General features: G+C 71.4%; 8 protein-coding genes. 1 reads left to right on the forward strand and 7 read right to left on the reverse strand.

Annotation, left to right across the window (positions count from 1 at the left end; translation table 11 throughout):
- Positions 1-10: 10 nt before the first annotated feature.
- From O7597_RS30100 to O7597_RS30120, 5 genes are read right to left on the reverse strand one after another with little or no spacing between them, the layout of a single operon-like run.
- Complete coding sequence (locus O7597_RS30100) at positions 11-4,675, reverse strand: type I polyketide synthase (RefSeq protein WP_281581467.1); 4,665 nt, start codon at positions 4,673-4,675, stop codon at positions 11-13.
- Positions 4,676-4,718: 43 nt separating this feature from the next.
- The gene (locus tag O7597_RS30105; protein WP_281581468.1) at positions 4,719-7,763 is read right to left on the reverse strand and encodes an acyltransferase domain-containing protein; all 3,045 of its coding nucleotides are present in this window, start codon (positions 7,761-7,763) and stop codon (positions 4,719-4,721) included.
- Between the two features lie 53 nt (positions 7,764-7,816).
- On the reverse strand, positions 7,817-8,545 hold the full coding sequence (locus O7597_RS30110; RefSeq protein WP_281581469.1) for an alpha/beta fold hydrolase: 729 nt from the start codon (positions 8,543-8,545) through the stop codon (positions 7,817-7,819).
- Entirely contained in the window at positions 8,542-9,792 is a 1,251-nt protein-coding gene (locus O7597_RS30115; protein ID WP_269742068.1) for a cytochrome P450, read from the reverse strand. Before O7597_RS30115 ends, O7597_RS30110 begins: the two co-directional genes overlap by 4 nt.
- The gene (locus tag O7597_RS30120) at positions 9,789-10,079 is read right to left on the reverse strand and encodes an acyl carrier protein (protein ID WP_210823779.1); all 291 of its coding nucleotides are present in this window, start codon (positions 10,077-10,079) and stop codon (positions 9,789-9,791) included. Before O7597_RS30120 ends, O7597_RS30115 begins: the two co-directional genes overlap by 4 nt.
- A gap of 381 nt (positions 10,080-10,460) precedes the next feature.
- Here O7597_RS30120 and O7597_RS30125 point away from each other — a divergent pair, with 381 nt between their 5' ends.
- Positions 10,461-11,981, forward strand: coding sequence for an FAD-dependent monooxygenase (locus O7597_RS30125; RefSeq protein WP_281581470.1), 1,521 nt, complete (start codon positions 10,461-10,463; stop codon positions 11,979-11,981).
- 71 nt (positions 11,982-12,052) lie between these two features.
- Here O7597_RS30125 and O7597_RS30130 read toward each other — a convergent pair whose 3' ends face one another.
- Positions 12,053-12,799: an alpha/beta fold hydrolase gene (locus O7597_RS30130; protein WP_281581471.1), complete on the reverse strand. Its 747-nt coding sequence runs from the start codon at positions 12,797-12,799 to the stop codon at positions 12,053-12,055.
- Positions 12,800-12,834: 35 nt separating this feature from the next.
- Positions 12,835-16,647 (reverse strand): non-ribosomal peptide synthetase, encoded by a 3,813-nt coding sequence (locus tag O7597_RS30135; protein ID WP_281581472.1) that lies wholly within the window; start codon positions 16,645-16,647, stop codon positions 12,835-12,837.

Here is a 16,647-nt window from a genome sequence, read left to right on the forward strand (position 1 = left end):
CGCTCTTCCCCTAGCCGAGCTCGTGGTCCAGCAGCGAGAGCAGCTCTCCCGCCGAGGCCGAACTGATCCGGTCGACGATGCCGACCGGTGCGCCAACGCCCGTCTTCGCCGTCACCCGGCCGCGCAACTCACCCAGCAGCGCGGCGATGCTCGCCTGCTCCTCGGGCCCGAGACCGAGGTACACGTCGTCGAGCTGGTTGCCCAGCGCCTCGATCTCCCTGGTCAGCCGATCGACGACGGAGCCGGTGTCGGTGCCGGCGTCCGGAGCGATCCGGGTGAGCAGGAACTTGGTGAGCGCGCGCGGGTTCGGATGGTCGAAGACCATCGTGGCGGGCAGTTTGCCGCCGACGATCGCCGACAGCTTGTTCCGCAGTTCCAACGCGGTCAGCGAGTCGATGCCCAGTTCCTTGAAGGCCGTGCTGGCACCGGCCGTCTTGACGTCGGAGTGCCCGAGCACCAACGCGGTCTGGGTGCGGACGGCGTCCAGCAGCACCGTCTCCGCCTCGTCCGGCGGCAGCGTGCGGAGGCGCCGCACGAGTGCCGGCTCTGCGGCGGCATCGGCTGCCGGGTCGGTGCCCTCGACCGGCGCCGCGAGCAGACCCCGCAGCAGCGGCGAGGCCAGCCGTTCGCCGTCGGGTGTGTGCGGCGACGGCTGCCCCAGGCGGGCGGGCACCAGCACCGCCCGGTCGTGGTCGAGTGCCGCGTCGAAGAGCGCGAGGCCCTGGTCCGAGGACAACGGCAGCACACCCTGCCGACGCAGCCGAACCAGGTCCGCGTCGCCGAGTTCGGCGACCATCTCACTGCGCTCGGCCCAGAAGCCCCAGCACAGGGAGCTGGCGGGCAGCCCTGCCGCCCGGCGGACCTCCGCCAGACCGTTGAGGAAGGCGTTGGCCGCCGCGTAGTTCGCCTGCCCGGCGGTGCCCAGCACGCTCGCGATCGACGAGAACAGGACGAACGCGGAGAGGTTCAGGTGTCTGGTCAGCTCGTGCAGGTGCCACGCGCCGCGGACCTTCGGCGCCAGCACCGTGTCGATCTGGTCCTCGGTCAAGGTCACCACGACCCCGTCGTCCAGGATCCCGGCACAGTGGATCACCGCCGTCAGTGGGTGGTCGGCCGGCACCGCCGCGATCAGCTCGGCCACCGAGGCCCGGTCGGTGATGTCACAGGCCACCACCTCGACCTCGGCACCCGCCTCGGTCAGCGCCTGGCGTAGACCTGCCGCGGCCGGGGCCGTCGGCCCGCGGCGACTGGTCAGCAGGAGTCGACGGACGCCGTGCCGCCGTACGAGGTGGCGGGCCAGCATGGCGCCCAGTCCACTGGTGCCGCCGGTGATCAACACCGTGCCGGCTCCGAGCATGGCGTCGTCCGGGCGCGACGACGGTCGGCCGGGGTGGTGCGGCGCGGCGCGGTTGCCGTCGGCGTGGGCCAGCCGCGGAGTGCTCAGCACACCGGTCCGGATCTTGATCTGGGTCTCTCCGGTCGCGACGGCCGCCGGGACGAGCTCCCACGACGTGGGTTGGTCGTCGACGTCGACGAGCGTGATCCGGTCCGGGTTCTCGGTCTGCGCGCTCCGCACGAATCCCCAGATCGCGGTCGCGGCTAGATCCGGGGCGACGACCTGCTCGTCCTGGATCGCGTCGCGCGTCACGATGGCCAGCCGGGAGTCGGCGAAGCGGTCGTCGCCGAGCCAGCGCGGCAACCACCGGAGCAGCCGGTGCAGGCGGTCCTCGACGGTCGCCGGTGTGTCGGGGCCCGCCTCGGGCGCACCCGCGACCGAGACGATGACGACCGGGGGTGGGTCGTCGAGGCCGGCGAGGGCGGTCTCGGACGGCTCCAGGACCACGTGCCGCCCGGCCGGCTCGGCGGTGTCGACGGCGCGGGGCAGCCAGTCCACCTGGTACAGCCGGTCGGTCCGCTGGTCCGGTCCGGGCTCGGCGGCACCGTCGTGCGGGGTGTTCAACCAGTACCGCTGTCGTTGGAACGGGTAGGTCGGCAACGGCGTCCACCGACCGTCCCGGTCGGGCAGGGCGGCGTCCCAGGACACCGGCAGGCCCGCCACGAACGCCTCGGCCGCCGACCGGAGCAGGCGATCGAGGCCGCCCTCGTCGCGGCGCAGCGTGCCCACCACCGTGCCGGTGACGTCCGTGCTGTCCAGCGTCTGGGCGATGCCGACGGTCAGCACCGGGTGGGCGGACGCCTCGATGAAGAAGGTGAAGCCCTGGTCGGCGAGGGACCGGGTGGCCTCCTCGAAGCGCACCGTGTGCCGCAGGTTGGTGTACCAGTACCCGGCGTCGAGCCGGGTGGTGTCCAGCCAGTCGGCGGTGACCGTGGAGAAGAACGGCACCTCGGACGGTCGCGGGGTGATTCCCGCCAGCACCCGGGCCAACTCGTCGCGTACGTCGTCCACCTGGGCGGAGTGCGAGGCGTAGTCCACCGGGATCCGCCGGGCCCGCACCCCCTCCGCGTCGCACCGGGCCAGGAGCGCGTCGAGCGCGGCGACCTCACCGGAGACCACGACCGACGACGGCCCGTTGACCGCCGCCACCGACAGCCCTTCGGTCAGGCGGGCCCGTACGGCGTCGACCGGCAGCCCGACCGACACCATCCCGCCGCGACCCGACAGCGCCAGAATCGCCCTCGACCGCAGTGCGACCACCTTGGCCGCGTCCGGCAGGGTCAGGGCGCCGGCGACACAGGCGGCGGCGATCTCGCCCTGCGAGTGGCCGATCACGGCGGCCGGTTCGACGCCCCAGGAGCGCCACGCCTCGGCCAGCGACACCATGACGGCCCACAGCACGGGCTGGATGACGTCCACCCGGTGCAGTGCCTCGGCGTCGTCGAGGACGTCCAGCAGCGACCAGCTCACATGGGGCGACAGTGCGTCGGCGCATTCCTGCATGCGGCGCGCGAAGGCCGGCGACGACACGTACAACTCGCGCCCCATGCCCACCCACTGCGAACCCTGCCCGGGGAAGACGAACACCGTCCGGCCACCCGGCGTCGCCGGTGCGGACGGGCCATCGGTTCCGTCGGCTGTCGTGGTGAGTCCGGCGAGCAGTTCCTCGCGGGTCTGGCCGAGGACCACCGCCCGATGCTCGAACAACGACCGCGTCGACAACAACGAATGCGCCACATCCGCCACATCCACATCCGGCGCACCCACCACGAAATCCCGCAACCGGGCCGCCTGCGCCCGCAACGCCGACTCCGAACGCCCCGACACCACCCACGGCACCACACCACCGACAACCGGCACCCCACCACCAGCCACCGGCCCCTCCAAAGCCGGCGCCTCCTCCACAATCACATGCGCATTCGTCCCACTGATGCCGAAGGCCGACACACCCGCCCGCCGCACCCGACCCCCACCACCAACCCACGGCCGCGCCTGCGTCAACAACTCCACCGCACCAACCGACCAGTCCACATGCGACGACGGCCGATCCACATGCAACGTCCGCGGCAACACCCCACACCGCAACGCCATCACCATCTTGATCACACCAGCCACACCCGCCGCAGCCTGCGTATGACCAATATTCGACTTCAACGACCCCAACCACACCGGCACACCAGAATCCCGACCCTGCCCATACGTCGCCAACAACGCCTGCGCCTCAATCGGATCCCCCAACCGCGTACCAGTCCCATGCGCCTCCACCACATCCACATCACCAACACGCAAACCCGCATCCGCCAACGCCGCACGAATCACCCGCTGCTGCGCCAACCCATTCGGCGCCGTCAAACCATTCGACGCACCATCCTGATTAACCGCCGAACCACGAATCACCGCCCACACCCGACGACCATGACGCCGCGCATCCGACAACCGCTCCAAAACCAGAACCCCAGCACCCTCCGAAAAACCCGTACCATCCGCCGCATCCGCGAACGCCTTACACCGCCCATCCACCGACAAACCCCGCTGCCGGCCCAACTCGACGAGCACGCCGGGCGTCGGCATCGTGGACACCCCACCGGCCAGCGCGAGCGCGCACTCCCCGGAGCGCAGGGAACGCACCGCCTGGTGGATGGCGGTCAGCGACGACGAGCAGGCGGTGTCGGTCGACACCGCCGGACCCGCCAGGCCCAGCACGTAGGCCACCCGACCCGACGCCACACTGGGGTACGTTCCGGTGAGCGTGTACCCTTGGACCTCGCCGGCGGCGCCGCTACCCATGCGGGGGCCGTAGTCGACGGGGTAGAGGCCGGTGAACACACCGGTGTCGGTGTCACGCAGTCCGGTCGGATCGATACCCGCCCGTTCCAGGGCCTCCCAGGAGATCTCCAGCATCAGCCGTTGCTGCGGGTCCATGGCCAGCGCCTCGCGCGGGCTGATCCCGAAGAACGGCGCGTCGAACCCGGCGAGGTCGGCCAGGAAGCCGCCGGCCCGTGGGTACGTCGTCCCGGCCGCGTCGGGTTCCGGGCCGGACAGCGACGCCAGGTTCCACCCCCGGTCCAACGGCAGGTCGCCCAGGGCGTCCACGCCGCCGGAGACGATGTCCCACAGGTCCTCGGGAGACGCGACGCCGCCCGGGAAGCGACACCCCACGCCCACCACCGCGATCGGCTCGCGAGCGGACTCCTCCAGGTGACGTACCCGGTCGCGCAGCTGCTGCGCGTCACTGACGGCACGTCGCAAGTAGGACCGGAGCTTGTCGAGATCCTCCACCGGGCCCTCCCTAACGTTTACGGTTGGACGAGAACGGACGTGACTACAGGTATCCGCGGTCGATGAGCGCGTACAGCTCGTCGTCGGCGCGGTCGTCGAGCTCCGCCGGCTCGGCCGGCGGGTCCGGCTTCGGCGGTTCGACCAGAGCGAAGAGGTGTGCCGCCAGCGCCTGCGGCGTTGGGTAGGTGAAGGCGACCGTGGCAGAGAGCCGTAGCCCGGTGACCCCGGCCAGCCGGTTGCGGAGTCCGACCACCATGGCGGAGTCGAAGCCGAGGTCCCGGAAGGTCTGTGCCGACCGCGCCGTGAGTACGGCCGGGGTCAGGCCCGGTTTCGTCGTGCTCAGCATCGCCGCCGCCTCGGCGCACACCAGGCCCAGGGCGGACGCCTCGCTGTCCGGGCGGACGCCGTCGGCCGGTGCCGGAGCACCGGGCGACGTGGCGGCGTCGTCGGCGGTCAGCCAGTACCGCTGCCGCTGGAACGGATAGGTCGGTAGGCCGATCCGGCGGGCGGGCCGGAGGCCGCAGGCCGCGCTCCAATCGACGGGCAGGCCCCGCACGTGCAGCTCGGCCAGCGAGCCGTACACCTTGAGCAGGCCGGCGTCGTCCCGGTGCAGGGTGTTGACCAGCACCGGAGAGGCGGCCAGCGCGTCAGCGGTCTCGGCCATCGCCAGCTGGAGCACCGGATGCGGGCTGACCTCCACGAACATGGTCCCGGGCACCGCCATCAGCTGCTCGACGACCTCGCCGAACCGGACCATCGAGCGCAGGTTGGCGTACCAGTGGGCGCTGTCCAGCCCTCGGGTGTCGAACGGGCCGCCGGTGACGGTCGAGTAGAACCTGACCGCCGACTCCCGGGACGTGACGTCCGCGATGGCGTCGAGCAACGTCTCCCGGAGGGGTTCGAGGTAGTGGGAGTGGCCGGCCAGGTCGACCTTGACCCGGCGTACCCGGACGCCCTCGGCGCCGGCCAGCTCGGCGAACTCGTCGAGGGCCGGCACCTCGCCGGAGATCACGACGGAGCTGGGCCCGTTGACCGCGGCGACCGACAGCCGCCCGGACCACCGCGCCAGCCGGTCCCGGACCCAGTCCGGCGACGCGGCCACCGCGGTCATCCCACCGCAGCCGGTCAGCTCGGCCATGGCCTGGCTGCGCACGCTGACGATCCGTGCGGCGTCGTCGAGCGAGATCGCCCCGCAGTCGTACGCCGCGGCGATCTCGCCCTGCGAATGCCCCACCACCGCGTCGGGCACCACGCCGAGCGAGCGCCACACCCGCGCCAGCGACACCATCATCGCGAACAGCGCCGGCTGGATGACGTCGATCCGGTCCAGCGAGGCCGCCGATTCGGCGCCGGTCACCACGTCCACCAGGGACCAGTCGAGCCACAGCTGGAAGGCCCGGGCGCAGTCGTCGATGGCACCGGCGAAGACCTCGGACTCCGCGTACAGCTGCCGGCCCATGCCCTGCCACTGGGATCCCTGGCCGGGGAAGACGAAGACGGTGGGGCCGACCGGCCCGTCGACCACCCCGCGGACCGCCCGGGCGGCGCTCTGCCCGCCGGCCACCAGGTCGAGACCGGCCAGCGCCGCCTCGCGTCCGTCACCGAGCACCACCGCCCGGTGCGCGAACGTGGTCCGCGTCGCCACGAGCGAGTACGCCACGTCGGCCGCCGACAGCGAGGTGTCCGCGGCGACGAACTCGCGCAGCCGGGCCGCCTGCGCCCGGAGCGCCTCCGGCGACCGGGCCGAGAGCACCCACGGCAGCACCCCGGCGGTCTGCGCGGCGGTGGGAGTGTCCGGTTGCCCGGGCGCCTGTTCGAGGATCACGTGTGCGGTGGTGCCACCCATGCCGAACGCCGACACCCCGGCCCGGCGGGGCCGGCCGGGCTGCCCCGGCCAGGGCTGGGCGGCGCGGGCGACCTCGAAGTCCCGCCCGAAGTCGGCGACGGCGGGGTTCGGCGACCGGAAGTTCAGGCTCGGGACCAGTTGCCCGCGGTCCAGGCAGAGCGCCGTCTTGACGAAGCCGACGATCCCCGCGGCCGGTTCCAGGTGGCCCACGTTGGTCTTCACCGACCCGACGGCCAGCGGGCGGGTGCGGCCGGTCTGCCGGAAGACCTCGCGCAGGCCGGCGAGTTCGGCCGGGTCACCGAGCCGGGTGCCGGTACCGTGCGCCTCGACGTAGTCGACGTCGCCGAAGTCGACGGCGGCACGCTCCAGCGCGGTGCGGGTGGCCGCGGCCTGGCCGCTGGGGCTGGGGTCCGGCATCCGGCTGGACGCTCCGCCGCTGGCGACACCCCAGCCCCGGACCACCGCGTAGATGTGGTCGCCGTCGGCGACGGCGAGGTCCAACCGCTTGAGCACGACGATCGCCCCACCTTCGCCGCGGACGAAACCGTTGGCCCGCTCGTCGAAGGTGAAGCAGCGGCCGTCGGGCGACAACGCGCCCAGATTGGCCAGGCTGATGCCCGCCTCAGGATCGGTGATCAGGTGTACGCCGCCGGCGATGGCCAGCTCGACCGCGCCGCTGCGGATCCGGTCGCAGGCCAACGCCAGCGCCACCAGCGAGGAGGACTGGCCGGAGTCCGCGCAGAAGCTCATGCCCCGGACGTCGAGGAGGCTGGAGATCCGGTTCGCGATCAACGCACCACTCGACCCGAGCGCGGCGTAGTGGTCGTCCCGGTCGCTGCCGGACAGCTTGCGGAGCAGGTCGTACCCGGAGGGCGCGGTGCTCACCACGACGTCGACCTCGCGGCCGGCGAGCGCGGTCGCCGGGATGCGGGCGTCCTCGACCGCCTCCCAGGCCAGCTCCAGCCCCAGCCGCTGGGTGGGGTCCATGGCCGCCGCCTCCGCGCCGCCGGTGCCGAAGAAGGCCGCGTCGAATCCGTCGATGGCGTCGAGGAACGACCCGGTCGTCAGGGTCGCGGCGTCCGGGTGGGACGAGACCGTCGAACCGGTCAGCCGGTGTTCCGGGAACGTCGCGACGGTCGACTCGCCGTTGACCAGCAGACGCCAGAACTCCGTCAAGCCGGGCACGCCGGGAAAGCGGCACGACATCCCGATCACCGCGATGTCCGCTCCTGCCCTAACCATGCGATTTCCTTCCGCTCCGCACGGCGGACGACTCTCGTCGCGCCGTGCCGCCGTCACCGCCAGGTGGTCAACAGATCTCGAAGTTCGTCGGGCGCGTCCATGAAGTCGTAGTGACCGCCGGCGACGACCCGGAACTGCACCGAGTCGGAGTAGTGGCGCCATCCGGCCAGCTCGTCGAGGCTCACCTCGGGGTCGTCCCGCCAGTGCACGACGACGATCGGGCAGGCCAGCCGGGCCGGCTCCGACCGCCGGTACCGCGCGGCGGCGGCGTGGTCGTCGAGCAGCACCGACAGACCCATGTCGATCATGTCCGGCCGGGGGTCGATGCCCCGCCCACGCAGGAACGCCTCCACCTCCCGGCGCAGCTCCGGCTCGCTCATCGCGAGCATCCGGTCGCGCGACGCGTCGTGCGGCGCCGGCTGGCCCGACACGAAGAGGCACTCCGGGCCGGGCAGGCCACGTGCGGCCAACCGAACCACGGCCTCGAAGGCCGGCAGGGCGCCGGCACAGTGGCCGAACAGCGCGAACGGGCGGTCGAGCGTCGGTGACAGCGCGTCGACGAGGCCGTCGGCGAGGTTCTCGTAGGTGCCGTAGTGCGGATGGGCCAGCCGGTTCTCCCGGCCGGGGAACTGCACCGGGCAGATCTCGGCGTCGCCGAGCGTGGCGGGCCAACCGTTGAAGGCCGAGGCCCCGGCCCCGGAGAAGGGCAGGCAGAAGATCCGGGACGGATGCGCGGTGGACGGTTGCCGGATGAACCACGGCGAGACGGTGCTGACGGTCATGATGTCGGCCGTTTCTGGGCGACGATGGGCAGGTGGGTCATCCCGGCGATGAAGTACGACCGCAGGTGCTGCGGCTCACCGGCTAGTTCGATGGCGCCGAACCGGTCGAGCAGCTCCTCGAAGAAGATCCGCAGCGTCATCCGGGCCAGCGGCGCGCCGATGCAGAAGTGCGGGCCGAAGCCGAACGCGACCTGACGCTTCGCGCCGACGCGGTTGATGTCGAACACATGCGGATCGGGGAACTGCAGCTCGTCCCGGTTGGCCGAACCGATCCAGGCGACGACCGCGGCGCGCGCCGGGATGGTGCCGCCGCCGATCTGGACGTCGTCCACCGCGTACCGCATGAAGTTGCACGCCGCGGACGTCCAGCGCAGTCCCTCCTCCACCAGGTTCGGGATCAGCGACGGGTCGGCCTGTGCCCGGGCGAACTGCTCCGGCCGCTCGATCAGCGCCTCGACCGTGCCGGACACGGTGTGCGGTGTGGTCACGTTGGCGCCGAGCAGGATGCTGTAGCCGTCGAGGGCGATCTCCTCGTCGGTCAGCGGCGTGCCCTCCACGCTGAGGTTCATCAGGTGGTCGAGCAGACTGCCGTCGTCGCCACCGCCCGCCCGCCGCCGCCGTACCCACTCGGTGACGTAGGTGATGAGCTCGTGGTGAGCGATCGCCAGGGTCGCGGCCTCGCTGCCGTGCTGGAAGTGCGGGTCGGCGGGAGCCGTCACCATCGCGGTCAGCTCCACCAGCTCCTGCCAGTCCCGCTCGGGGATGCCGAGCAGGGGGCCGGTGACCAACGCCGGCAGCAGCAGCGCCCGGTCGGCCAGGTCGAAGACCTCCCCGTCGAGCGCCGGCTCGAGGAACTCCACCACGGTGGTGCGGATGGTCTCGGCCCAGGGCGCCACCGCCCGCGCGGTGAGTTTGGCGCCGATGGCACGGCGTACCCGGGTGTGGCGCGGCGGGTCGGTCGAGGTCAGCAGCCTGCCCGCGGCCGGGTCGTCGGTGCCCAGGTGGGTGGGGACCGTGCCCCGCTCGGAGGTGAACTCACGGTGGTCGCCGAGCACCCGGCAGACGTCCTCGTACCGGGTCACCGACCAGAACTCCCGACCGTCGGGCAGGACCTGGTGGTGCAGCGGCGCCTTGGCCCGCATCACGTCCCAGACGGGATGCGGGTCGCCGTGGGAGTAGAGGTCCAGGTCGAACAGATCGACGGTGTCCAGGTCGATGTCGCGGGCGGGACCCGGGGTGAGCCTCACGTCCCGGCCCTGCCCTGTGCGATCAGCTCGGCGACCCGGGCCGGTGTCTGCGCCAGGTAGAAGGCCCGGACGGACAGCCGTACGCCGTAGTCGTCGGCCATCCGGTCGATGATCTTGATACCGGCCAGCGAGGTGCCACCGAGCGCGAAGAAGTCGTCGTCCTCCTTGGCCTCGGCGCCGAGATACTCCGACCACAGGTCCGCGATGGCCTGCGCCTGCGGGACGGGTCGCGCCACGGCTGCGCCGCCGCCACCATTCTGGTGGTCCGTCCGTGGTGACGATTCCATTCTTCAGCTCCCTTTGGTCCGCCGGTCGGGATTGTCTTTCCGATCCTTTTCGGCCCGATTCGGGCCGGCACCGCCGACACCACCATGCGGCGTGCGGAAAGTGCCACTGACGGAAGTCGCCTCATGCGACGAGGCAATTCCTTGGTGGCCGGTTCGAGTGTGGCGCGATTCTTCGTACGGGAACACCGGTAAAGGCGAATACAGGGGTTCACCGGGGGTGCGGTCGAGGTGACCAACGCGTAGCCGTCCCGCTGGCGGGACAGTACAAGGTGGACCGAACGCGGGCCGCGTCGGCGCCGCCGCCGGTTGCCTCACGGCCGTCGGCGGGTGACCGTGACGGTAATTCGACGACACATGGCGCAGGGACGTGAGGGGAACGACGTGGAAGACAGCGGTGTGGATGCGGACGTGGTGATCGCCGGTGCCGGACCCACCGGTCTGATGCTGGCCTGCGAACTTCGCCTGGCGGGTGTCGATGTGCTGGTGGTGGAGCGGCTCGCCCAGCCGACGGGCGAGTCGCGGGCCGGCGGAATGCACTCGCGCACCCTGGAGGTGCTGGACCAGCGTGGGATCCTGGATCGCTTCACGGACATCGGCGTTCCGCAACCCGTAGGCCATTTCTCCGGTCTTTATCTGGAGTTCGACGAGGCGGAGTCCCGGCACCCCTATCCGTTGATGATCCTGCAGACCGACATCGAGCGGCTGCTCGAGGAATGGGCCGTCGCGCTGGGTGTGCGTATCCAACGGTCGTCCGAGGTGACCGGAATCAGCCAGGACGGTGCCGAGGTGACCGTCGAAATGGGTACCGCGCCGGGACCGACGCGTACGCTGCGCGCCCGCTATCTGGTGGGCTGCGACGGCGGACGCAGCGCCGTACGCAAACTGTCGGGCATCGACTTCGTGGGCACGTCGGCGACGATGACGGCGCTGATCGGCGACGTCGAGCTTCCCGAGCTGACCGAGGACTACATCTGGGTGCGCCGCTGCCCCACCGGCGACTACTCGGTGATCGCCTTCGAGCCGGGCTGGTACCGGGTCATCGCCTCCGAGTACGACCGCGTCGTCGACCGCGACGAGCCGGTGACGTTCGAGCAGCTCCGCGAGTCGCTGCTCAGGCTCGCCGGCACCGACTTCGGGATGCGCAACCCGCGGTGGGTCTCCCGGTTCAGCGACGCCGCGCGCCAGGCCGACCGCTACCGGGCCGGTCGGGTGCTGCTGGCCGGCGACGCCGCACACATCCACTTCCCGGCCGGCGGGCAGGGGCTGAACCTGGGCGTGCAGGACGCGGTCAATCTCGGGTGGAAGCTCGCCGCGGTGGTCAACGGCCAGGCCCCGGAGAGCCTGCTGGACACCTACCACCACGAGCGCCACCCGGTCGGCGAGCGGGTGCTGCACAACACCCGGGCGCAGTCGGCGCTGGCCCGCCCCGGCCCGCACACGGACGCGCTGCGCGACGTCTTCGGCGAGCTGCTGCAGTTCGACGACGTCAACCGGCAGCTGTGCGGCAAGCTGACCGCGCTGAACGTCCGCTACCCGGTCGACGGCGATCACCCGCTGGCCGGCCGTCGGGTTCCCGACGTCGACCTCAAGACGGCCGGTGGCGCCACCCGGATGTACGAGTTGCTGCACGCCGCCCGACCGGTGCTCGTCGATCTGCACGGCAGCACCGAGGTCGCCGCGGCGGCCGACGGCTGGGCCGATCGGGTCGACCTGGTCGAGGCGACGAGCGGGGACGACCACTGGATCGTCCCGGACCTCGACGAGCTGCCCGCACCGGCCGCGCTGCTCGTCCGCCCGGACGGTCACGTCGCCTGGGCGGCCTCCGCCGACGAGCCGCTGGACACCGCGGCGCTGCGGGCCGCCCTCGCCACCTGGTTCGGTCCGGTGCGACCTGGTCGATGACGAGGCACCCGACATCGGTACAGGGCCCCGAGCGTCGCTCGGGGCCCTGTCGTTCGTCGGTCGCGTTGGCCTCAGACCGGTGCCGGGCGCCTGCCGGTGCTGACCTGCTCGATGACGTCGAGCACCTCCCGACCCTGGTCCACCAGGTACATGTGGTCGCCGGGAAACTCCACGTAGCTGAACTCGCCGGTGGTGGCCGTCTGCCACTGCCGGGCCTCGGCGGCGGTCACCAGGCCGTCGGAGTCACCGCGCAGCGAGCAGATCGGCACCGCTACCGGCCCGTCGAAGCTCGGCAGGTATGCCTCGTGCATCTCGCAGTCGGCCTGCAAGGCGGGAAGGATCAGCTCCCGCATCTCCGGATGGTCGAGCGCCTCGTGCCGGAAGCCGGCGAACTCCTCGACCCGGGCGAGGAACTCCTCGTCCGGTAGCCCGGCCGCCCGCCGCTCCCGCTGCGTCCACGGCCCCGGTGAGCCGCTGACGATCAGCCGCTCCACCACGATGCCCCGGCTGCTCAGCAGGGGCACCAGCTCGTACGCGAGCACCGCGCCCAGGCTGTGTCCGAACAGCACGGTCCGGGTACCGGCGCCGAGGTCGGCGGCGATGGTGTCGACCTCGGTCCGGGCCGCTTCCACCACGTTGCGGTACGGCTCCTCCAGGAATCGCCGTTCCCGGCCCGGCAGCTCCACGGAGGTGACGCGCCACCGGCCGGCCGCCAGCTCGCGCCACGGGTGGAAGAAGGAAGCACCCGCTCCCGCGAACGGCACGCACAACAGCGTGCCGCGTTCCCGCGCCTCATCGGTCGCGCCCTGCCCTGTCATCTCAGATCAGCTCCTGTCCTTCGCCGGTTGTCGGTTCACTGAGCCGCGAGCTTGCGGTTGATGACCTCGAAGATCTCGGCCACCGGGCCGGGCAGGTTCATCTCGTGGTGCGTGGCGTGCACGTCGTGCTCCTCGATGGCGCCGCGGACGTACGGCCGCCACAGGTTCGCGTACAGGTCGTCCTTGAGCACCGCGTTGAAGAACAGCACGTCACCGTCGTAGACCGGCGACTCGAACGTCATCATGAGCTGGGAGTTGTTGGCCAGTACCCGGGCCATGACGTCGATGGAGTCCTGCTGGTTGTCGGTGCCGATGTACTGACCGAAGAAGTCCTCCAGCTCGTCCCGGTAGTCCTCGACGGTCTTGTTGGCGTGGATCTCGGTCCAGCCGTGCCCGCCGGGCTGCGAGTCGAGGATGGCCGTCAGGGCGATCTCGTGCCCGCGCCGGGCGAGGCCGGCCGCGACGGCCTGGGCCACGGTGCCACCGTAGGACCAGCCGATCAGGTGGAACGGACCGTCCGGCTGGATCTTCAGCATCTCCTCGATGTAACCGTCGACCATCTCCTCGACCGACGACACCAGCTCACCCACGCCGTTGTAGCCGCGCGACTGCAGGGCGTACGCCGGCCGGTCCGGCACGTGCACCACGAAGCTGAAGTACGCCCAGCCCAGCCCGCCTCCCCCGTGGAAGAACCACAGCGGCGGCTTGCCCGTGCCGGGGTCGATGTTGAGCGGCAGGACCACGCCGAGCGGGTCGGCGATCTCCCCGGCGGGCTGACCGATCAGCAGCAGCGACGCCAGCTCGGCCACGGTGGGGAACTTGATGATCGTACGGAGTGGGAACTCGATGCCGAACTCCTTGCGGATGCGCACGCTGAGCCGGGTGGCCAGCAGCGAGTGCCCGCCGAGGGCGAAGAAGTCCTCGTCCACCCCGACGGTCTCCCGGCCGAGCAGCTCGCCGAAGATCGCGCACAGCCGCTGCTCCTGCGAGGTGCGTGCCTGTCGACCGGTCGCCTTGCTGGTGTCCTCCTCGGGCAGCGCCCGACGGTCGAGCTTGCCGTTCGGCGTGAGCGGCAGCTCGGCGAGGGGAATCACCGTGGCCGGCACCATGTAGTCCGGCAGGCGTCCGCGCAGGTACGTGGTGAGTTCGGTGCGGAGCTGGTCAGCCGCGACACCTCCGGTGGGTGCCGGCACCACGTAGCTCACGATGCTCTTGTCGCCCTGCTGGTTCTCGCGCACCACGACCGCGGCCTGCGCCACGCCGGGGTGCCCGGCCAGCACGTGCTCGATCTCCCCCAGCTCGATCCGGAAGCCCCGGACCTTCACCTGGAAGTCGGTGCGCGCGATGTACTCCAGCTGACCGGCCCGGTTCCACCGCGCCAGGTCTCCGGTCCGGTAGATGCGCGATCCGGCCGGCCCGAACGGGTTGGGCACGAACCGTTCGGCGGTCAGGTCCGGTCGGCCCTGGTAGCCACGGGCCAGGCCGTCGCCGGCGAGGTACACCTCCCCGGCGACGCCGCGCGGCACCGGGCAGAAGCGTGCGTCGAGCAGGTACACCTGGGTGTTGCCGATCGGGGTGCCGATCGCCACAGGTGCTCCCGGAGTCAGCGGCGCCATGGTCGACCAGGTCGTCGTCTCCGACGGGCCGTACCAGTTGCCCACCTCGGTGGCCTGCGCGGCCAGCGTCTCGGCGAGGCGGGCGGGCACCGCCTCCGCCCCGGTCATGATGCGCAGCCCCCGCGCGGCGTCCGGGTCGTGGGCGAGCAGCATCTGCCAGAAACCCGGCGTGGCCTGCACCACGCTGACCTCGTTGCGGCGGATGTACGCCAGCACCGCCGCCGGATCGGTGACGGTCTCCTTGGCCGCCATCACCATCGTCGCGCCGGTGACGAACGGCAGGTACAGCTCGGTGTTCGCCATGTCGAAGGAGACCGTCGTGCTGAACAGCATCCGCTCCCCCGGCGACAGCGGGAACCGCCGCTGGACGGAGGCCAGGAAGTTCGCGACCGCACCGCGCGGGATCGTCACCCCCTTCGGCGCGCCGGTGGAACCCGACGTGTAGATCACGTACTGGGTGTTCGCCGGGTGCGCGACCACCGCCGGCGGCAGCTCCGGACGGCCCGAGCAGTCGGCGCCGGCGAGCGTGTCGTCGTCGAGCACCAGCACCGGCTTCGCCTGGGCCAGGATGTGGTCGATGCGGGAGCGCGGGTGCTCCGGGTCCAGCGGTACGTAGGCGCCGCCGGCCTTGAGCACCGCCAGCAGCGCCACCATCAGGTTCACCGTCCGGGGCAGGCACACGGCGACCAGCGACTCGGCCCGCACGCCGCGCTCCACCAACCAGTGCGCCAGCCGGTTCGACCGGACGTCCAGTTCCTGGTAGGTGATCGAGTCGTCCTCGGTGAGCACGGCGAGTGCCTGGGGTGACTCCTGGACCCGGCGGCGCACCGCCGCCAGCAGCCCGCCCTCCAAAGTCGGCTCGGCGGTGTCGTTCATCTCCACCAGCAGTCGCTCGCGCTCGGCCGCGCTGAGCACGTCGACGTCGCCGACGCACCGGGTCGGGTCGGCGACCACCTGCTCCAGGACGCGGACGAACCGCGCGGCCATGGCCTCGACGGTGTCCCGGTCGAACAGCCTGGTCCCGTACTGGATGTCGCCGTAGAGCACCCCCGCCACGTCGTCCAGGGTCATGCTGAAGAAGAGATCGACCATGGCCTTCGTGGTGAGGGCCTGCTGGAACTCGGCCGTGAGCCCCGGGAAGTCGAGCACCGGCTTGGCGAAGTTCTGCCAGCCGCACATCACCTGGAACATCGGCCGGTACTTGGCGGAACGGTCCGGATTGATCTCCTCGACCAGCACGTCGAACGGCACGTCCTGGTGCTCGTACGCGGTGAGCGCCTTGTTGCGTACCTGGGCGAGCAGGTCCAGGAAGGTCGGATTGCCGGACAGGTCGACGCGCAGCACCAGGTTGTTGACGAAGCAGCCGACCAGGTCGGCCAGCGCCTCGTCGGTCCGCCCGGCGATCGGGGACCCGATCGGCACGTCCTCGCCGCCGCCGAGCTTGCTCAACAGCACCGCCAGCGCGGCCTGCACGATCATCGACATGGTCATGCCACGCTCGGCGGCGAGGCGTTCCAGCCCGGCGGTGACGGCGGGCCGCACCACGAAGGCCACGGCGTCACCGTCGGTGCTCAGGTCCGCCGTCCGTGGATGATCCAGCGGCAGGTTCAGCGGCTGGGGTACGCCGGTGAGTTCCTTGCGCCAGTACTCCAGCTGCGCCGCGGCGAGGCTGTTCGGATCCTTCAGGTCACCGAGCACCTCCCGCTGCCACAGCGTGAAGTCCTTGTACTGCACGGGCAGCGGCTCGAACGCCGGGGCCCGGCCGGCCCGCCGGGCGCCGTAGGCCGTGGCCAGGTCCCGGGCCAGCGGGAAACTGGAGCTGCCGTCGGTGGCGATGTGGTGGATGGCCAGGACGAGGACGTGCTCGCGGGGCGAGGAGCGGATCAGGCTGGTCCGGAACGGAACCTCGGTCGCCAGGTCGAAGGTGTGCGCGACCGCGCGGTCGACCGCACCGGACACCTCCTCCGGTGGCACCTCCAGCACCGGCGTCTCCACCCGGGCCAGCGCCTCCGCCACCGGCAGGATCCGCTGGTACGGCTCACCCTGGTCGTCCACCACGTAGGTGGTGCGCAGGATCTCGTGCCGCTCGACCACGTCCCTGATCGCCGCGTCCATCGCGGACAGGTCCAGGTCCCCGGTCAGCCGCAGGGCCGCCGACATGTTCCAGGTCTCGCCACCCTCCAGTTGGTGCAGGTACCAGTAGCGGCGCTGGGCGAAGGACAACGGAATCAT

Origin of the sequence: Verrucosispora sp. WMMC514, from assembly GCF_027497295.1 — a bacterium.
In the GTDB taxonomy this organism is placed as follows: Bacteria; Actinomycetota; Actinomycetes; order Mycobacteriales; family Micromonosporaceae; genus Micromonospora; species Micromonospora palythoicola.